General features: G+C 45.4%; 13 protein-coding genes and 2 pseudogenes. 13 read left to right on the forward strand and 2 right to left on the reverse strand.

Annotated elements, in window-relative coordinates:
• The 4 genes from pheT to rny all read left to right on the forward strand — a co-directional run bounded on the left by pheT (window position 1) and on the right by rny (window position 4,288).
• Window positions 1–1,611, forward strand: coding sequence for a phenylalanine--tRNA ligase subunit beta (gene pheT / locus QE390_RS11800; protein WP_307142282.1), 1,611 nt, complete (start codon window positions 1–3; stop codon window positions 1,609–1,611).
• Window positions 1,612–1,697: 86 nt separating this feature from the next.
• Window positions 1,698–2,057, forward strand: a complete 360-nt coding sequence (locus QE390_RS11805) for a hypothetical protein (protein WP_307142283.1) — start codon at window positions 1,698–1,700, stop codon at window positions 2,055–2,057.
• A gap of 288 nt (window positions 2,058–2,345) precedes the next feature.
• The gene (zapA, locus tag QE390_RS11810; protein WP_307142284.1) at window positions 2,346–2,627 is read left to right on the forward strand and encodes a cell division protein ZapA; all 282 of its coding nucleotides are present in this window, start codon (window positions 2,346–2,348) and stop codon (window positions 2,625–2,627) included.
• A gap of 89 nt (window positions 2,628–2,716) precedes the next feature.
• On the forward strand, window positions 2,717–4,288 hold the full coding sequence (gene rny / locus QE390_RS11815; RefSeq protein ID WP_307142285.1) for a ribonuclease Y: 1,572 nt from the start codon (window positions 2,717–2,719) through the stop codon (window positions 4,286–4,288).
• 59 nt (window positions 4,289–4,347) lie between these two features.
• On the opposite strand, the gene QE390_RS11820 is transcribed toward rny, so the two are convergent.
• On the reverse strand, window positions 4,348–5,142 hold the full coding sequence (locus QE390_RS11820) for a hypothetical protein (RefSeq protein WP_307142286.1): 795 nt from the start codon (window positions 5,140–5,142) through the stop codon (window positions 4,348–4,350).
• Between the two features lie 1,092 nt (window positions 5,143–6,234).
• Window positions 6,235–6,610: pseudogene (locus tag QE390_RS11825) on the reverse strand (Rid family detoxifying hydrolase).
• A 206-nt stretch (window positions 6,611–6,816) separates the two neighbouring features.
• Here QE390_RS11825 and QE390_RS11830 point away from each other — a divergent pair.
• From QE390_RS11830 to QE390_RS11870, 9 genes and pseudogenes are all read left to right on the forward strand, one after another.
• Entirely contained in the window at window positions 6,817–7,932 is a 1,116-nt protein-coding gene (locus QE390_RS11830) for an AI-2E family transporter (RefSeq protein WP_307142287.1), read from the forward strand.
• Between the two features lie 24 nt (window positions 7,933–7,956).
• The gene (locus QE390_RS11835) at window positions 7,957–8,892 is read left to right on the forward strand and encodes a DMT family transporter (RefSeq protein WP_307142288.1); all 936 of its coding nucleotides are present in this window, start codon (window positions 7,957–7,959) and stop codon (window positions 8,890–8,892) included.
• Between the two features lie 286 nt (window positions 8,893–9,178).
• Window positions 9,179–10,205 (forward strand): annotated as a pseudogene (gene fbp, locus QE390_RS11840) (class 1 fructose-bisphosphatase).
• A gap of 171 nt (window positions 10,206–10,376) precedes the next feature.
• The gene (locus QE390_RS11845) at window positions 10,377–10,853 is read left to right on the forward strand and encodes a PA2169 family four-helix-bundle protein (protein WP_106636174.1); all 477 of its coding nucleotides are present in this window, start codon (window positions 10,377–10,379) and stop codon (window positions 10,851–10,853) included.
• A 336-nt stretch (window positions 10,854–11,189) separates the two neighbouring features.
• Complete coding sequence (gene glmS, locus QE390_RS11850; RefSeq protein ID WP_307142289.1) at window positions 11,190–13,028, forward strand: glutamine--fructose-6-phosphate transaminase (isomerizing); 1,839 nt, start codon at window positions 11,190–11,192, stop codon at window positions 13,026–13,028.
• Window positions 13,029–13,435: 407 nt separating this feature from the next.
• A complete protein-coding gene (locus tag QE390_RS11855; RefSeq protein ID WP_307142290.1) occupies window positions 13,436–16,573 on the forward strand; it encodes a TonB-dependent receptor in 3,138 nt (1,045 codons plus the stop codon).
• Window positions 16,574–16,584: 11 nt separating this feature from the next.
• Complete coding sequence (locus QE390_RS11860) at window positions 16,585–18,432, forward strand: RagB/SusD family nutrient uptake outer membrane protein (protein ID WP_307142291.1); 1,848 nt, start codon at window positions 16,585–16,587, stop codon at window positions 18,430–18,432.
• Between the two features lies 1 nt (window position 18,433).
• The gene (locus tag QE390_RS11865) at window positions 18,434–19,102 is read left to right on the forward strand and encodes a DUF3823 domain-containing protein (protein WP_307142292.1); all 669 of its coding nucleotides are present in this window, start codon (window positions 18,434–18,436) and stop codon (window positions 19,100–19,102) included.
• 247 nt (window positions 19,103–19,349) lie between these two features.
• Window positions 19,350–20,885 carry an alpha-N-arabinofuranosidase gene (locus tag QE390_RS11870; protein ID WP_307142293.1) on the forward strand — a complete coding sequence of 512 codons (1,536 nt, stop codon included), beginning with the start codon at window positions 19,350–19,352 and terminating at the stop codon, window positions 20,883–20,885.
• Window positions 20,886–20,900: the final 15 nt, after the last annotated feature.

The following is a 20,900-nucleotide window of genomic DNA, read 5'->3' on the forward strand; positions in this document are numbered from 1 at the left end:
ATGCACGCATATGACTGGCATGAACTGGCAGGACAGAAAATCGTAGTAAAGACCTTACCAACTGGCACCAAGTTCACTACGCTAGACGGCGTAGAACGCGTTCTGTCGGAGGAAGATTTAATGATTTGCGATGCTGAAAAACCCGTAGGCATTGCCGGTGTATTTGGTGGGCAGGATTCTGGAATCAAAGAAACCACGACTCGTGTGTTTCTCGAAGTAGCCTATTTTGCAGCGGACTGGGTTCGTAAAACGTCGATGCGTCACGGGCTGAAGACTGACGCCAGCTTCCGTTTTGAACGTGGTACGGATCCTAACTTCAAACTATATACCCTGAAACGGGCGGCATTACTGATTCAGGAAATTGCGGGGGGAAAGATTACCAGTGAAGTAGTGGATACGCATCCGGCTCAGTTCAAGCCTGCTCAGGTAGAAATGCGGTATCGGAATATTGATCGACTGATTGGTCAGAAAGTTCCTCACGAACAAATTCACCAAATCCTGACGGATCTGGACATTAAAGTCTGGAATGGTACGGACGAAGGCTTCACCGCTTCGATTCCGGCGTATCGCGTCGATGTAACGCGTGAAGCGGACGTTATAGAAGAAATTCTTCGTATTTACGGCCTGAACAACATCGCTTTATCGGATAACTTACAAACGGATTATCTGGCAAAGTTCCCAGTACCTTCAAAGGATCGGGAAAACGTTCCTTTCAAAATTTCTCAATTGCTGACAGGGGCTGGTTTTCAGGAAATTTTCACGAATTCTCTGACTAAACCCGCTTATGCTGAAAGTATAAAAGATAGCCTTCCTGGTGAAAATGTTGAGATTTTGAATAAATTGAGCGAAGATTTAGGCGTTATGCGTCAGAGTATGCTCTTTTCCGGTCTGGAAGCTCTGGCTCACAACGTCAATCGTCGTCAGCGTGACCTGAAGTTCTTTGAATTTGGTAAGACGTATCACAAAGTAGAGGGCGAATACACGGAAACCCGTCACCTCGCTCTATACATCACGGGTAATGTGGTTTCAGAATCCTGGCAGCAGAAAAGTCGCCCCGTGTCTTTCCACGACCTGGTATCGGCGGTAACCCGGATTTTCAAGAAAATGGGAATCAAAGGCGTTTCGGTGCAGGAAGTAGAAGCCGGTAATGTCTGGGCTTATGGTTTGCAATACCTGGTGGGTAAACAAGTACTGGCCACGATTGGTTTGGTAAGAAGTGACCTGGCGAAACGGGCAGAATTGAAGCAGGCAGTTTTCTTTGCCGATTTGAATTGGAACGCCCTGGTAGATCGTTATACGACGGAAGTGACGTTCCAGGAGATTCCAAAATTCCCCGAAGTACGTCGCGACTTATCGCTGGTGATCGATAAAAACGTTTCGTTCAAACAAATTCAGGAAGTAGCTCGTAAGTATGAGAAAAACCTCCTGCAAAGTCTGAATGTTTTTGACATTTACGAGGGGCCTAACCTGGGCGAAGGGAAGAAATCGTATTCAGTAAGTTTTACCCTGCTGGATTCTACCCAGACGCTAACAGATACGCAGATTGACAAAACCATGAATAAGTTAATGCTTGGTTTTGAGAAAGAATTAGAAGCAGTGATCAGAAAATAAGCTTAGCATTTTGAATGGCTGGTGATTCCTGACGGGGAGTTACCAGCCTTTACAGAATAACTAACTCTAAACACAAACCTTCAAACATGAATCCCCTAGATACCTCCCGCTCGGCGGATGAACTGGAAGACCGATTACGTGCCAAGGGGCAGCATCTGGAATTGAGAATACGCACGGTAATCTCTCAGGTGGAACAAATGAATATGGTGTTGCAGGATAAGCAACGGGAGCTAGAGGGGTTGCACGCCTTATTGAAAGAGCGGGATGAACTCATCAAGAAGCAAAAACTGGAGCTGGCCGATTTACGTAAACGAAGCGATCAAAAAGGCCGCATGAGTCGAATTGCTATGGATTCGTTAAACCCTGATAACCCAGAGGCCTTACGAATTCAGGTGGATCACTTCATTCAGGAAGTAGATAAAGCCATTAAGAAATTATCAGAATAGAAAAATTTCAGGGTTAATTTTAACTGGCAGGAAAAGAAATAATACCGATTCAGAAGGTTCACAATGAGTAAGGTTAAGGATTAAATAGACACTTAATCGCCTTTTTATTGTAACTTTAAATGAAGTCTGAAACGTAATAGACTGATTTCAATTTGTATTATTTCATTTTAAAGTACTAAACTTGTAAAAGTTTAGATTGTAATACAGGCCATCTGACCGGCCCCACAGCCGATTAAAAGACCGAAGAAAAATGCAGTTAGAGCGATTATAAGCCATAACTACCATTGCATGGGAACTAACCGTACCATCCACATACAGCTAGCAGGCACTCAATATGAAATGAATATTCCGAAGGAAGATGAACTCTACGTTCGGGAAGCAGCTAGATTATTGAACCAGCAAATGCAACAGTTACTCGAGAAGGAAAACGTACATAGCATGCACGAGCGGATGACGCGTGTAATGCTTTTTTGCATGGTCACTAACCTGAAACTTAATGCGTTACAGCATCAGGCTTTTGCCCAACTCGAAATGATGGATGAATTAGTCAGTCCGATTTTAAGGAACTGATTGATAAGGAAATAAGTCTCTCTTCTTTACTTTTGACGGCTTCCGGCAGAGGACTGTTTGGTTTCACTATAATATAACCATACAGAGAAATGCAGGATAGTAATGTTCTATCGTATTTACTCGATACCCTCGTTACTGCGACCATAGTGTTCTTGCTAACTCGGTACTTTTTAGGAAAAACGATTAAAAATCGGGATGCCGAAGCTGAGATCAGAGCTGTAGACATTATCAAAAACGCGGAAGAAAAGGCCGAGAATATTAAGAATCAGCGGATTCTTGAAGCAAAGGAAAATTTCCTGAAACGCCGGAGCGAATTCGAAGAAGAAACGAATAAACGGAAGCGTATTCTTCAGGAAAACGAAGCCAAGTTGAAGGACTTCGAACGTCAGATTAATCAGCAGCGTGAGCAGGCGAAGCGGAAAGAAGACGAGCTGGAAAAGCAAAAACAGCAGGTTTCTCAACAGCAGGATTCGATCAAAAAGAAGACGGAAGAAGCTGAAAAAGCTCGTTTAAACGCGATTGCTCAACTGGAACGCATTGCCGGATTAACCGCTGATGAGGCTCGCCAGCAATTGGTGGATAACCTGAAAGCAGAAGCAGAGACGCGGGCGACGAGTTATGTAAAGAATATCGTGGAGGAAGCCAAACTGACGGCAACCAAGGAAGCGAAGAAAATTGTAATCGAAACCATTCAGCGGACGGCTGCTGAACAGGCGATTGAGAACTGCGTATCGGTGTTTAACATCGAATCTGACGATATTAAAGGTAAAATCATTGGTCGCGAAGGACGTAACATTCGTACGCTGGAGTCGGCGGTTGGTGTAGAAATCATCGTTGACGATACCCCGGATGCCATCGTTATTTCGGGATTTGATCCTGTTCGTCGGGAAATTGCTCGCTTATCCTTACACCGCCTCGTTCAGGACGGTCGGATTCACCCCGCCCGCATTGAGGAAGTGGTAGCAAAGACGCGGAAAAACATCGAAGACGAAATCGTTGAAATTGGTGAACGTACGGTAATCGATTTAGGCATTCATGGCTTACACCCTGAGTTAATCAAGATGGTAGGCCGGATGCGTTTCCGTTCTTCTTACGGTCAAAACCTGCTTCAACACTCTCGCGAAGTAGCCAAGCTTTGTGCTACGATGGCTTCTGAGTTAGGACTGAATGCAAAACTGGCCAAACGAGCGGGCTTACTCCACGATATTGGTAAGGTCTGGCACGAAGAACCCGAGTTGCCTCACGCGATTCTGGGTATGGAAATGGCTCAGAAATACAAGGAACACCCCGAAGTATGCAATGCCATTGGAGCTCACCACGATGAGATCGAAATGACCAGCATGATTTCTCCGATTGTTCAGGTTTGCGATGCCATCAGCGGTTCACGTCCTGGAGCTCGTCGCGAGATGATGGAAAGTTATATTCAGCGTCTGAAAGACCTCGAAGCTTTGGCCCTGAACTTTAATGGTGTTGACAAATGCTACGCTATTCAGGCCGGCCGGGAGTTGCGGGTGATTGTTGATTCGGACAATGTAACCGACGAGAAAGCAAGCCAGTTGAGCTACGATATTTCACAGAAAATTGAGAAGGATATGCAATACCCTGGTCAGATTAAAGTGACCGTTATTCGGGAAATGCGATCCGTAGCTTACGCCAAATAGATTGAGCTAGTAAACCAAAAGAGAGCCTCGTATTCGCGAGGCTCTCTTTTGGTTTATACTTATCTACGACGTTTCTGTTTGACTAACTTTTGCTCGAATAAAAAGCTAATGGGTTCGGAAGTAACCGGATAGTCAATTCGGTAATAGGCGGCGTCCCGATTGGATTCCAGTAGCAGTTTGCCCCGCAATGCTTCCCCGGGATTGAGTACTGCTCTACGAAAGGTTTCCTGTTGAAAATTTCCCTTTTCCCAACTCAACTGATCCATCCGATTGGCAAATCGCTGATGATCGGCTACCCGTTTGATAGCCAGGGTTTGCCAGCCGCCTGCAATGCCTGCACTTTTGGAAGCAAATTCCCGGTAGCTCTGACGGGTATTCGTTTGATTGGAAACATCAGCGGCTACCAGGCCTATCAATAAAACGGTATTGAAGACTTTATTAAACTTCAGCACCTTCTGTTCCTGTCGCATCTGCTGATCTATCCGAACTAACTCCTGATCAGGATCCAGCCCTTTTCGGTTCCAGGATTCTGAGTAACCGTTGAAAGAGGGAAGTAGATTCTTTTTAGTATCAAGGGCAGAAATCTCAAAATCGCTAGGTTTAATCTCGATAGGATGCTCGCTGAGGTTGGTTACTTCCGTATCGAAAATAAGGTATTCTATCTTCGCTCCCCGCTGACGGCTTTCATAAACACTTTCAAAAGAGGTAACTACTTTCAAATCACGTCCTACTTGGCGAGCTACCTGAAGTCCATCTTCCTGATGGGTATCGGGAGTAAGCGAGTTAAGCCGAATAGCGGACCTTTGGCAGGCCGTACTGATTAAAAAGATAAATAAGTATAGGATGGGTTTCATAGCTAATGCAGATTAAGGTCGACTAGCCAAAGGTAACTGAATGTTAGTGGATTAGGAATGCAATTAACAGGTATTAACAGTTTTGAGTTTGGAGCGGCTGTCGCTGCGGTTTGGAGTTTGGAGTTTGGAGTTTGGAGTTTGGAGTTTGGAGTTTGGAGTTTGGAGTTTGGAGTTTGGAAAGATAAAAACCCATAAAGGTAGGGGAGAGGTTTGAAAATGGGAGTTATAACCCCAGCGGGGTTTAATATGGGTAGCCCCGGGTAAAACCCGGGGTAAACGTTGAACGGGCCCATACGCTAATCTTCCGCCCTGGCTGGTGTCCTCACCAGCCATTACTAAAAGCCTGGTAGTTGGTGAAGACACCAGCCATGACGGAGTTTTTGAGTTTACAATCCCCAATAACAGGCGATCATTCATGTAGAGATGCGATGAAGCCGCATCTGGGTAAGAGACGGTTAGCGTTGCTTTAAGGATTATAAATCCCTTACAGACGGCTTTCGGATTACAAATCCGAAAGAGCGTAGTAGGGGAGACGTTTGAAAAGGGAACCATAACCCCGGAGGGGTTTAACCTGAATAGCCCCGGATGATAATCCGGGGTTTTGGGTATGAGGTACATGCTCCCGCTATGGCTGGTGTCTTCATCAGCCAAAAGCATAGTAGTTGGTGTTCTCACCAACTAGGGCGGAAAGGTAGGGAAGAGGTTTGAAAATGGAGACCTTAACCCCGGAGGGGTTGAATCTGGATAGCCCCGGATGACAATCCGGGGGACGGGCGGGTAGGTTAACGCACTTACGAATTCCTCCCGCTATGGCTGGTGTCTTCACCAGCCAAAAAGCATAGTGGTTGGTGAGGACACCAACCACGGTGGATGATTGCCAATCCGACAAAAGCATAACAAACAAGCATTTCAGGCAGAGAAGCGACTTCATCGCGTCTGGGTAAGAGGCGGCTTTTGTTACGATTCAAATGATTTTTGTTTCCTAAACAGACGCAATGAAATCACGGCTCTATCCATAAAATAAAAAAGCGGCCTGTGGATTCCACAGGCCGCCTATACTACCTCAAAATCAACTGCCAGCGAAAGAAGAACTTAGTCTTCCATGGCAATTACTGAGATTTCTACCGATACATCTTTGGGCAGGCGAGATACCTGAACGGTTTCACGAGCGGGATAATCGCCCGAGAAAAATTCACCGTAAATACCATTGATTACGGTAAAGTCATTCATGTCCTTTAAGAAAATGCTGGTTTTAACAATGTTATGGTAATTCATACCAGCCGCCTGTAGGATTTCTCCGATGCTAATCATAACCTGACGAGCTTCGGCGGCTACCGCCGGCTCCACTAGAGGCTAAATCGGCTGCAATCTGGCCTGAAACATATACTCTACCGTCAATTTTTATGGCTTGGGAATAAGGGCCGATGGGTGCGGGAGCATTAGGGGTGAAAATAATCTGCTTTTTCATTGGTCTCGAAACAAGTAATTAAGGAGGCAAGATATAAAAATCCTCGAAGTTCTTCGGATAAACTCGACGAGATTGATTCCTTAAAACTTTCTAATTAGAATTGAGTTTTTGTTAAAATTTAAAACAGGTCAGGTTCATAAAAAACGCCTTTGGGGTGTCTATATTACCTAACCTTAGTATTCGGTTCCACATCTTACTGTAACGCCATGCCTTCGTCCAGTCGTCCTTTGTATCACCGTATGTCGCACGTGTTGATCATTCTTACCCTTTTGACGTACGGAATCTACATTGGTCAAGAAATAATTGTTCCGCTGGCACTGGCGGGTTTACTGGCCATCCTGTTACGCCCCGTCGAAGCCTGGTTCATGAAGCGGGGTTTTCATAAAGTCATTGCCATTTGTATGACCCTCTTTCTGGCCATGTCTTTTCTAATCGCCGTTGGTTTCTTTATTTCCGTACAAATCGCGGATTTTTCGGACGATATTCCCAAGCTTCAGGCCCATATCAATGACTTTTACCGCGATGCCCGCCGCTGGATTCGCAGTGAATACCGGGTAAGTTACGGCAAGCAGGCCCAGTACGTAAAACAGGTGCAGGAAAAAACGCTGGAGAGCTTGCAGAGTGACGGAGCTATTTCAGCCATCTCTGGTCCATTAGGAACGCTGGCCTTATTACCCATTTACATCTTTCTGTTACTCTATTACCGGGCTATGTTGCTCAAATTCATTGTATCCTTATTCGCTGAAGAAGCGGCGGAAAAAGTCTGGGAAATCATTGGGCAGGTGAAGACCGTGATTCAAAGTTACGTAGTTGGCTTATTGCTGGAAACGCTCTGTGTAGCGATTTTAAATGCGGTAGGATTACTGGCTTTAAAGGTTGAATACGCTATTATGCTCAGTGCTATCGCCGCCATCCTCAACCTGATTCCTTACATTGGCGGCATTATTGCCACCATTCTGGCCGTATTAATAGCCTTCGTTAATAACCCCGATCCTGGCGTGTTACTGGGAGTTGTGGGCGTTTTTCTAGTGGTACAGTTCATTGACAATAACATTCTGGTTCCCATGATTGTGGGTTCAAAAGTCAAAGTGAATGCTCTGGTTTCTATCGTGGGGGTTTTGGTGGGAGGTGCTCTGGCGGGTGTTTCAGGAATGTTCCTTTCCATTCCGGCTATTGCTTTAATGAAGGTAGTTTTTGATCGGGTAGAAGGCCTCGAACCCTGGGGTATATTGATTGGAGACGACCAGCCCGAAGATGCCAGACAGTCAATGTTTCCGCGTTGGATGCGTTTTTGGGAACGAGCAGGGGAGAAAATGAGTTGAGCCAATACCCTTTCTCCCTAGTTCATGATCGAAACTATTACTCCTGCGAAAAAGACTTTTTACCAACGCTATGCGTCCTCAGCCATTGCATTAATGTTACTGGCTTCGTTTCTGTTTGCTGGAATGACCTTGATAGCCAAGCAACTGAGTTCCCGATTTGAGGCCGTTGAACTGGTATTTTTCCGAAACCTCGTGGGAGTTATTTCCATCCTGATCAGCTTAAGACAGAAACCCATGCAGCAGCCGGGCGGAAAGCCACTGTTGTTAATCTTTCGGGGTGTAGTGGGAACGGCCTCTTTGTATATGCTTTTCTATTCCGTTCGGACCCTAAGTCTAGGAACGGCCTCGGCTTATCAATATACCTATCCCATTTTTTTAAGCATTCTTTCCTTTTTATTCTTCGGCGAGAAACTAAATCGTCGGGAATGGTTGGCTATCGGGCTGGGTTTCCTGGGAATTCTACTCATTTTCCGACCGGACGTTACCATGCCCCTCCGCTGGCATTTGATCGGGCTGAGTTGTGCGATATTAACTGCCGTTTCGTACCTGTCCATTCGCAGCCTGAATCGGTATTATGATACGCGGGCCATTGTTCTTTCCTTTATGTTATCAGGGCTGATTCTCCCGGCTCTCTCTATGCTAACGGGAAGTTTGTTCCCTGACGTTAATCACTGGCTGATTGGTCGCTTCGTCTGGCCTCAGGGTTGGGAATGGGCGATACTGTTAATGATGGGACTGGCCGCTTTACTTGCTCAATTATGCATGACCCGTTCACTAAGTATGGATAAAGCGGGTCGCGTTTCAGCGGTAGGGTACTCTAATATTGTCTTTTCTCTACTTTTCGGAATCATTCTGGGCGACCCCCTTCCTTCCTTCGTCATGAGTTTAGGCATTACTTTGATTATTAGTGGGGGCGTACTGATAGCCTGGAAGAAAAAAACAGATGGAAAGCTTTCCTGATACATGCTGTCATGCTTATTAGTATCAGTTTCTGTAAAAAAGCATTAGATTTTTCTTAGAAAAAGCAAGGGTATGGTAATTAATTAAACGTCTTATAATCAGCAGTTACTAGCCTCTTTCCTACAGTATATTATTTAATTTTTTTAATAAATCGATCAGGGTTATTTCTGTTCGCAGAAATCGATTGGGTCTGGGCTTTTCGAAGCTCTGCTCGTGAAATCATAGTGCTGAGTAAAATCCATATCTCTATAAACTATTTATAACCACCCAAAGACGAGCATAACCTATGACTTTTCTGGATGAAACCATCGCTCTTCCCGTAGGCGTTACTCTGGATCGCTTTATCAAACGTAACCAGGATGCTTTTCCCTTTGCTACTGGGGAATTGTCGCAGTTATTACGTGACATTGCCATCGCCGCCAAAATTGTCAATCGTGAAATCAACAAAGCTGGATTAGTGGATGTGACCGGTGCCATCGGAACGTCTAATGTTCAGGGTGAAATGCAGCAGAAACTGGATATGATCGCTCATATTCGCTTTATGCGGGCTCTACGTAATGGGGGAGAAGTGGCAGGAATTGTATCTGAAGAAGAAGAAAATATCGTAATGACGGGGAACGACGATGCCCGCTATGTGGTGGCAATTGATCCGCTCGATGGCTCTTCCAACATTGATGTGAATGTTTCAATCGGAACCATTTTTTCCATCTATCGTCGCCTGAGCCCTGTGGGAACGAAGGTAACCCTGGATGATTTTCTACAGGGTGGCGATGCTCAGGTAGCGGCGGGCTACGTATTATACGGTTCCTCAACCGTGCTGGTATACACTACTGGACACGGTGTGAATGGATTCACTTACGAATCCTCGCTCGGTGAGTTTTTTCTGTCGTATCCAACCATTAAAATTCCCGAAGACGGGTCCATTTATTCCATTAATGATGGGAACGCTCTGGACTTTCCAGAGCCTATTTCCGATTACCTGGACACCTGTCGTACCCGTCGTTATTCTTCCCGGTACATCGGTTCATTAGTAGGAGATTTCCACCGGAACCTTTTGAAAGGAGGGATCTATTTCTATCCTCCAACCGGCTAAAACCCCTAACGGGAAACTACGCTTATTGTATGAGTGCTATCCGTTAGCTTTTATCATTGAACAGGCGGGCGGTTTAGCTACTGACGGTAAACAGCGATTAATGGAGGTAAAAATTAAGAATTTACATCAGCGAAGTGCTTTATGCATTGGATCAACGAATATGGTAAAGGAAGTAGAAAAAGTTACGCTGCAAAAAGCAGAGATGCTGGCAGCTAAATAACGGGTAGATTGACAGAAGTCAATTGCCCACTTCTACTCGTTCGGGAACTGTTTTCTACAAATTTTTATATATTATATATAATTAAGTGTTTGATTTTCAGGGATTAATGAAATAGGTCTGCTTTTTTAACCTTTAGTATCGTGACTATCAACCACATAAAACTTATAAGTCATGGAAACTACAGTAACCAACGAAAAATTAGTAGATGTTTTAAATGATCTGGTACGTATTAATAACGACCGGATTTCAGGATACGAAAAAGCAGTAAACGAAACAGAACTCGAAGACGTAGATCTGAAGGCTCTTTTTAACCGCTTTGCGGATGAAAGCCGTACCTACCGCGATGAACTGAGCCGCGAAATCGTAAATCTGGGTGGTACGCCAACCGACGAAACGACTACCTCAGGTAAATTCTACCGGGTATGGATGGACGTGAAAGCAGCGTTTACCGGCAAAGACCGTAAAGCGATTCTGGAAAACTGCGAGTTCGGTGAAGATGCCGCTCAGGAAGCCTATCAAACGGCTCTCGAATCAGATGCAAACATGTCGACAGATATCCGTCAGTTAATTAGCACTCAGAAAGCTAAGCTTAAAGATTCGCATGATGCGGTGAAAAAATACCGTGATCTGCATGCTAAACTAGACTAGTAGATTCATAGGCATTTTGTCTTAAAAATAGAAGGCGATTCCAATAATGGAATCGCCTTTTTTATTGATAATCTGATACATAAGTGTTGAAAATAAAGCAATTTATTCTATTTAAATTTTTTTATTATTCCAAGATATAAATTTAAAATAATTAATTAATTGTTTGATTTTAAGGTATTTAAGTAAAATTATTGGCTTTTTGTTTTTGAATATAAACGGGATGTAGTTCTTTTGAAGCAACGAATTAGTAATTAAGAATATCTAATGATAATATGAGTTCTTTTCTTACTATCCAGCCCCGTTTTTATTAACTAAGAAGAGTCAAAAATTAAACGTATGTGTGGAATTGTAGCTTATGTGGGACACCGGGATGCCTATCCGCTCATTATTAAGGGATTAAAACGCTTAGAATATCGAGGCTATGATTCCGCAGGGGTCGCTTTAAATACCGGAGACGGTCTACAGGTATATAAAAAGAAAGGAAAAGTAAGTGATCTGGAGGCTTCGCTAACCGATGAAAATCTGAAAAGTAACGTCGGTATCGGGCATACTCGTTGGGCTACCCACGGCGAACCTAGCGACCGGAACTCCCACCCCCACTATTCTCACTCGGGAAACCTGGCCATTATTCACAATGGCATTATTGAAAATTACGGAGCTATTAAGCTGAATTTACAGAACAAAGGCTACGAGTTTCGTTCGGACACTGATTCAGAGGTTTTCGTAAATTTTATTGAAGACATTCAGAAAGAAACGTATAGTTCGATTGAAGAAGCCATCCGGTTAGCCATGCAGGAAGTGGTTGGAGCTTATGCCATTGTAGTAATGAGCAAAGAGCATCCCGATCAGCTCATCGCAGCTCGCAAAGGTTCCCCACTGGTGATTGGCGTAGGAGAGCAAGAGTATTTTTTCGCTTCCGACGCTACACCGATTATTGAGTATACGAACAACGTTATTTACCTGGATGACTTTCAGATTGCGGTGGTTCGCAATGGCGAGTTAACCGTCAAGAATATCGAAAATATTATTCAGTCGCCTTACATCCAGCATATAGAAATGGAGCTGGAGGCGATTGAGAAAGGCGGTTACGAACATTTCATGCTCAAGGAAATTTTTGAGCAGCCGCGTTCGGTGAAAGATTGTTTACGAGGGCGGGTGAATGCTGATGAAGGCCACTTGGTTTTGGGTGGACTTCGCGAATATTTGGATGACATTGCCAAATCTCAGCGAATAGTCATTGTAGCCTGTGGAACTTCCTGGCATGCTGGGCTGGTAGCCGAGTATATATTTGAAGAGCTGGCCCGGATTCCCGTTGAAGTAGAGTATGCCTCTGAATTCAGGTATCGAAACCCGATCATCCAAGAGGGGGACGTGGTCATTGCCATTTCACAATCTGGTGAAACAATGGATACACTGGCCGCCTTAGAGCTGGCTAAGTCAAAAGGAGCCATCATTCTGGGTATTTGTAATGTGGTCGGAGCTTCCATTCCCCGCATTTCTCACGCGGGTGCTTATACCCACGCCGGACCTGAAATTGGCGTTGCTTCTACCAAAGCATTTACCGCTCAGGTGTCGGTATTAACTCAGATGGCCATTGCGGTAGCTCGTCGGAAAGGCAGTCTGCACGAAGATACCTTCCGCCGATTCCTGTTCGAACTGGAACGCATTCCCGAGAAAATTGAGAAAGTGCTGAAGAATGCCGAAAAAGTCGAGCAGATTTCAGCCTTGTTCAGCAACGCCCGTAACTTTATTTACCTCGGTCGCGGACTCAATTTCCCGGTTGCTCTGGAAGGTGCTTTAAAACTGAAAGAAATCAGTTATATCCACGCCGAAGGTTATCCGGCGGCTGAAATGAAACACGGCCCGATTGCTTTGATTGATGAGGATATGCCCGTCGTTTTCATTGCGACAAAGGACCAGTCTTACGAAAAAATTGTCTCGAATATTCAGGAAGTAAAGGCCCGGAAAGGGAAGGTAATTGCGGTAGTAACGGAAGGCGACAAGCTAATTCCAACCATGGCAGACCACGTCATTGAAATTCCGATCACGCACGAGATTCTGACGCCGCTATTATCAGTAATTCCTCTGCAATTATTGTCTTACTATATCGCTGTCATGCGAGGTTGTAACGTAGACCAGCCGCGTAACCTGGCAAAATCAGTTACAGTAGAGTAACGAATCTTTCATGAAGTGTTTGAAACCACCTGCAAAGGTGGTTTTTTAGTGCCATAAGTAAATTTATGTGCAAAAAAATATAGTAATTATTATATAAATAATCAAAATACAGTCAGTGGATAGCAAATTTCAGGGAGTTAGAGTTAGCGTGGGATAATATATTTGCATAGTAGATAAGTTCACAATTTTCTTAGATAGTGAATATTATAAGAAGACGTCTACACCTCAAAAGGACCTGCCCAGGATTTTAACCTTTCCACTATGACTTAAAACCTGTTTTCCAAGAACCTGGAAAAACTAACGTTTTTCTCTTCTTGAACTTCACGCCTAATTACCTCTTTTCACACTTCGCCAGGCGGAGTGAGTAGAATCCTATTGCTTACAATTACTCTATAAACCTTATTTCTATGCGTCGACTTTTACGGAGGAGTGACCCCTTTCGCTGGTTACTTGTATTCCTCTTCTTCAGTCTTCATCTGGCCGTAGTGCAGGCGGCAGATGTCCCCGTTTCGGGAACCGTGATTAATACCAGTGGTGAGCCCTTGGTGGGCGTAAGTGTCTTATTAAAAGGAACAACCCGTGGAGTAGTTACGGATGTAGAAGGAAAATTCAGGATCAACGTACCGGATAGTGATGCTACACTCATTTTTAGCTTCGTGGGTTATACCCCACAGGAAATGGCGGTAGGGTCGCTGACGCAAATGACCATTACGTTACAGCAGGATACCAAAAACCTGACCGAAGTAGTGGTGGTAGGATACACCACCCAGTCGCGGGCAACGGTAACGGGTGCGGTTGGAACCTTGAAGTCATCCGACCTACTTCGTACGCCAGCAGTCACTACTTCTGGAGCTTTAGTGGGTAAAATTCAGGGGATTACGGCTCGTCAGACAGATGCTCGTCCGGGTGCCAGCACGAGCATTCAGATTCGGAACATGGGTACGCCTCTGTTTATCATTGATGGCGTTCCTTCGGATGCAGGTAATTTCAATAACCTCGGGCAGAATGATATTGATAACATTTCTATCCTGAAAGATGCTTCTGCCGCGGTCTACGGATTGAGGGCCTCCAATGGGGTAGTACTGGTAACAACCAAGCGTGGAAAAGCGGGCTCTAAGCCAGTAATCAACATCAATGGGTATTATGGCGTTCAGAATTTTACCCGTTATCCCAGACCTGCAAATGCCTATCAATACGTTCGTGGATTGATCGAATCAGATCAGAATCAGCGAATTACCACTTCGTGGACTCCCGAAGAACTAGCTAAGTGGAAAGCAGGTACTGAAAAAGGGTATCAGAGCTTCGATTATTATGATATGGTCATGCGACCTAACGTACCGCAGTATTCTTTGAATGCCAATGCCTCAGGTGCCAATGAAACGGTAAACTATTATGTGTCAATCGGACACCTGGATCAGCAGGCTTTAATCCCAGACTATAAATTCAACCGGACCAACCTGCAAACCAACGTAGAAGTGGCTCTGGCGAAGCGTTTTAAAATTGGTACTCAGCTTAGTGCCCGTCGGGAGTTACGTAGTCAGGTAGGGGTTCCGGGGTTGGACGACTACTTCAATCCTTTCCTGAGTATCTTCACCATGTGGCCTACGGAGCGTCCGTATGCAAACGATAACCCTAACTACATCAATCAGACTCACAACGTAAACGTAAACCCTGCTACATATAAAAAAGATGTGACGGGTTACGTCGATGAAGTATGGATGAACGGAAAAGGAAACTTCTACGCTCAGTACGATTTTGATTTCGGGCTGTCCGTAAAAGGAACGTATTCGTATGCTTTTACCAATTTCGATTTTGATGGATTTGAATATACGTATAATGCTTATCGTTATGATGAGCCGACGGATACCTATAACCTGGTACCGGGGGGTGGTAATCAGAATCCCTGGAGAGAACGTCGGAAACGTAATATTATCGACCGATTTGCTCAGATTCAGTTGAGTTATAACAAGCAACTGGGTGACCATAGCCTGTCAGCAGTGGCTGCGTATGAGCGGTACGATCAGGATAATAAATACATGGTTGTGCATACCGTGCCGCCCAATAACTACATCCCCATTCAGTATTTCGCCAACCAGGATTATCTGGCGGACGAGTGGAACGTACAGGCCCGGGCAGGTTACATTGGTCGATTTAATTACAACTACAAACAGAAGTATCTGGCTGAGATCGTAGGGCGTTATGATGGTTCCTTTCTATTTGCCCCCGGCAAGCGTTATGGCTTCTTCCCCGGTGTGTCTTTGGGCTGGCGGCTATCGCAGGAACCATTCCTGAAAGATCATACTGCCCATTTTCTGGATGATTTGAAACTTCGGGTTTCGTACGGTAAAACGGGTAGCGATCTGATTAACGACGGTTTTATTGTGGCTCCCTACAGCTACTCTCCAGGGTATAACTGGAACAGCGGAACGGCGGTATTTGATGGCAACCTGATTACAGGATTACAGCCTCGCGGATTACCTATTACTAACCTGTCATGGGTAACCAATACCAACCGGAACATCGGCGTTGATTTCTCGTTCTTCGACGGAAAATTCTCGGGGACATTTGATGCCTTCGAACGTCTTCGTCAGGGTTTGCCTGCGGCTCGTTACGATGTTCTGTTACCCAGTGAAGTGGGGTATTCCCTTCCTAATGAAAACCTGAATTCTGATTCTCATCGGGGTTTTGAGGGTATTTTAACCTATCGGAACAAGTGGAATGATGTGCAGTATTCCTTCAGCGTTAACGGAACAGTAGCTCGTCGCTGGGATGTGCAGGGGATTTACAAACCCCGTTTTGGTAACTCCTGGGATGAGTATCGTAACTCCTGGAATCAACGCTGGGCTAACATCAACTGGGGGTACCAGGTGATTGGTCGATTCCAGTCGCAGGCGGAAATTGATAACTACGGGGTAAACAACGATGGCCAGGGCAACCGTACCCAGTTACCCGGAGACTTCATCTATAAAGACGTAAACGGTGATGGAATCATTAACGGACTAGACGAACGCCCCATTGGTTTTGCCGAAGGAGCCAACCCGTATGTGAGTTTTGGTATCAACAGTAGTGTTTCCTGGAAAAACTTTACGTTACAGTTTGATTTTGCCGGAGCCACCATGCAGACTTTCCAGCGGGACTGGGAATTGAAAATACCTTTCCAGAACAACGGTAATTCGCCCGATTACATGCTGGAAGATCGCTGGCACCGCGAAGATCCCTTCAACCCCGACAGTCCCTGGGTACCCGGAACCTATCCTGCTATCCGCAAGGATAACCCTAGTCACGTGAATTTCCGCAAAAGTGATTTCTGGTTAACGAACGTAAGTTACATCCGCCTTCGGAATCTGGAATTGGCTTATAATATCCCGACTGAAGTGCTGAGGAAAATCAAACTTTCGGGTCTACGAGTGTACATCAATGGGACAAACCTCTTCTCGATTGATAACGTCAAGAAGTTTGGCATTGACCCCGAAATTTCTTCAGGAAATGGTTTGGTTTATCCGCAGCAGCGGCTGGTAAATGCAGGCTTTAGTTTAAATCTTTAATTGATATTTCCATGAAACTGAACTATAAACAACTCATTCTGGCCGCTTTAGTAGTACTGGTTTCCAGTTGTAAGGAAGGGGATTGGCTGGAGCGACAGTCACCCACGCTGATTACCGAAGAACAGGTTTGGAATGACGCAAAAATGATTACCAGCCTGCTGGCTAACTATTACAACCGTTTACCTGCACACACTCAGCTTGATAACGGGTGGGCCGAATTTGCATCTTATGATGAGGCCATGTGGTCGGGTAACGATGATGGACGAAACAACATCATTTCCTATGGTTTTGAACGTTGGCGGCTGTGGGATTATAGCCTGATTCGGGACATTAACCTGGCTCTGGAAAGTATTGAACGATACGGAAATACCCTCACTGCTGCCCAGAAGACTCAGTTTTCGGCGGAGTTACGTTTCTTGCGGGCCTATCAGTACTTCGAGTTAGTGAAACGTATGGGGGGTGTTCCCCTGGTAACCAAACAACTGATTTACGATTTCAGCGGCGATCCAACGCCTTTGCAACAGCCTCGCAATAAGGAAGCCGAAGTGTATGATTTCATTGCTTCTGAACTGGATGCCGTTAAGGATCAGTTGGGTAACTCAGGTAGTAACACCCGGGCTAACAAGTATACCGCTCTGGCTCTGAAAAGCCGGGCGATGCTGTACGCGGGATCTATTGCCAAGTACAATAACCAGATGCCCGCTCCCATTACTTTGCCCAACGGGGAAGTAGGCATTCCGGCCAATCGGGCGACGGACTATTACACGAAAGCTCTGGCGGCAGCGAAGGAAATCATCAATTCAGGAGCGTATACGCTGTATCAGTCAAATCCGAACCTGGGTGAAAATTTCTTTGAGGCGATTACTAAAAAAGTAAATAACCGCGAAGTAATCATGGCTCAGGACTTCCTGACGGCTAAGGATAAACGCCACGGATTTACCTACGATAACATCGCTCGTGGGGTTCGGGAGGATAACCTCGGTTCGTCGGCGGTAACGCCTACGCTAAATCTGGTAGAGGATTATGAATACCTGGATGGAAGCTCTGGTGAACTGAAAAATCGCACGGCTGATAACAGCGATTACATCTATTACGACCGTCCACAGGACATTTTTGCCAACAAGGACGCTCGTTTGTACGGAACAATTATCTATCCGGGAACCAGCTTTCGCGGACAGGAAGTACAGATTCAGGCGGGGGTAAAAGTCTGGAATGGGAGTGCCTATCAGAACGTAGAATCCAACACCCTGGGAGCAAACTATACGGATGGGAAATTGCTAACGGGAACCTCAGGCCCTCAGCGTTCACAAACGGAAGTGTCTAACACTGGTTTTTATCTGCGTAAATACATTGATCCTGCCCCGATGGCGAGCACACGCGGCGTTCGGAGCGATATGTGGTGGGTGCGTTTCCGGCTGGGCGAAATGTATCTGAACGCTGCCGAAGCCGCTCTTGAGCTCGGACAAACCGCCGATGCTCTTCAGTATGTGAATACCCTTCGTCAGCGGGCGGGTTTCCCGGCGAATAGTTTGAAAACGCTGAATATTCAGAAAATTCAGAACGAGCGTCGCGTGGAGCTGGCTTTCGAAGATCACCGTGTCTGGGATTTGAAACGCTGGCGGATTGCCCATGAAATCTGGAATGGCAGTACGAGTAACCCCGACGCCATGGCGTTTGCCCTGTATCCCTATCGCGTCGTGCGTCCGGGTGACCCGAAAGATGGAAAATACATTTTCGAGAAATTGGCGGCACCCCGGTATCGGGCTCCGCGTCTGTTTCAGTTAGGCAATTATTATTCGTCAATCGACCAGTCCGTTATCAACAATAATCCCAAAATCGTACGCAATCCTTTCCATTAATATGAAGAAGTTAATTCTGGGTAGTTTGCTGGCTTTAGTTGGGTTGGCGGGCTGCGTAAAAGATAATTTTGATGCTCCACAATCTAACCTCACGGGGCAGGTGGTGTACAATAACCTGCCCGTGGGGGTACGGAGTAACGGTGTGCAGTTGGAGTTATGGCAACATGGCTACGCTGCGTTCACGAAAGTCCCCGTCTATGTCGATCAGGACGGTTCGTTTTCGGCGACCCTATTTGATGGGGATTATAAGCTGGTCTTACTGAGAGGTAACGGTCCCTGGGTGGCTAACAGTGATACCATTCAGGTAAACCTGCGGGGGAACATGACCGTTAACGTGCCCGTGACGCCTTATTACACGGTCGGATCGGCTACTTACACGAAAAATGGAAATACCATTACGGCTACAACGAAAATCAATCAGGTAGTGGCTAGTCAAGCCATTGAGCGGGTAACCTTTTATCTGGGAGCCACGCAGTTTGTGGACATTAACAACAACGCCGCCCGTGTAGACTTAACCGGAACTGCTCTGGCTGACTTAAGTAAAAATCTGACCCTCACGCTAAACGTCCCCAATAATCTGGGTAAAGCTTACGCCTACGGTCGGATTGGAGTCAAAACGGCGGGTGTAGGGGAGATGCTGTATTCGCCCGTTCAGGAAATCAAGTGGTAGTTTAGTAGTTCAGGTTTTTCTTACTTCCCGAAAGTAATTGCTTTCGGGAAGTTTTGTTTAAAGCGGTTCTAACTACTATTTTGACAGTAAATAATATATTAATCAATATTGATGTCAAAATAAAGGAATTTAAAGGTAAATCATAGGGAGTCATGCCCTCGTTATTTGTCTAACTTTGGAGGAGTGATTATGACATGATCGAAATGTCTTTTTAATAAACCACTTGCCTCTTCCTTTTTACTACTGCATGAAAAAAATAGTTACTACCCTGGCTTTAGCTCTGGCTTCGAGCCTGACTTTTGCTCAAAATCAGTTGACGATCAGTAATTCTTCTGAGAACGTTACCATTAATAAACATATTTACGGCCATTTTGCCGAACACCTGGGCCGCTGCATTTATGGCGGGATCTACGTGGGTGAAGACGCCAAAATTCCTAACCAGAAAGGGGTACGGAATGATGTAGTCGAGGCCTTGAAAAAGCTGAAAATTCCAAACCTTCGCTGGCCCGGTGGTTGTTTTGCGGATACCTATCACTGGAAAGACGGCATTGGCCCCAAAGCAAAACGACCTTCCATAGTAAACACCTGGTGGGGAGGCGTGACGGAAGATAATAGCTTCGGAACGCACGATTTCCTCGATCTCTGCGAGCGTCTGGGCACAGAACCTTATCTGGCAGGAAATGTGGGCAGCGGCACGGTTCAGGAGTTAACCGATTGGGTGCAATACGTAAATTTCGACGGAAAAAGTCCGATGTCTAGTCTTCGGAAAGAAAATGGCCGGGAAAAGAGCTGGAATGTCAAATTCTGGGGCGTAGGGAACGAAGCCTGGGGTTGCGGTGGGAACATGAAAGCGGAATATTACGCCAACGAATACCGGAAATACGCCACCTTTATGTCGGATTGGAATAATACCGGGAAACTGTTCAGAATTGCTTCGGGAGCTAACTCGGCGGATTATCACTGGACGGAAGTACTCATGCGGGATATTCCTCACGAAATGCTTTCGGGGGTAGCTTTGCACCATTATTCCGTAACGAACTGGCAGCATAAAGGCCCATCTACCGAATTTGATGAGAAGCAATATTTCGGTACCATGAAGCAGGCTTTGTTCATGGAAGAACTCGTGCAGAAGCACAGTGCTATCATGGATAAGTACGACCCCAAGAAGAAAGTAGCCCTGGTGGTGGATGAATGGGGCGGCTGGTATGAAGTAGAACCCGGCACAAATCCCGGTTTTCTGTACCAGCAAAATACCATTCGTGATGCAATGATTGCCGGGGTAACGCTGAACATTTTCAATAACCACGCCGACCGTATTCGCATGGCGAATCTGGCTCAGGTAGTGAATGTATTGCAGTCCGTGATTTTAACGAAGGACGAAAAGATGTTACTTACGCCGACCTATCACGTCATGGAAATGTACAATGTGCATCAGGATGCTACCTTGCTACCAGTGGAGCTAAAAAGTAATGATTATTCCTTTGAGGCGGATAAGCTGAAGGCCGTATCAGCTTCCGCTTCTAAAGATAAAAATGGATTGACGCACGTTTCACTGGTGAATATTGACCCGAAAAAAGCACAGGATATAACCATTGATTTAAAAGGGTTGAATCTGAAAACGGTGACGGGTCGTGTGCTGACTTCGGCAAAATTACAGGATTATAATACCTTCGAGAATCCTACAAAAATACAACCCGCCGATTTCAAAGGTGCCAGCCTTTCGGGAGCTCAGTTGAAAGTGAAACTTCCCCCCACTTCTGTCGTAGTGCTGGAATTGAAGTAAGATCATTAACAAAAA

Origin of the sequence: Siphonobacter sp. SORGH_AS_1065, from assembly GCF_030818595.1 — a bacterium.
Taxonomy (GTDB): Bacteria; Bacteroidota; Bacteroidia; order Cytophagales; family Spirosomataceae; genus Siphonobacter.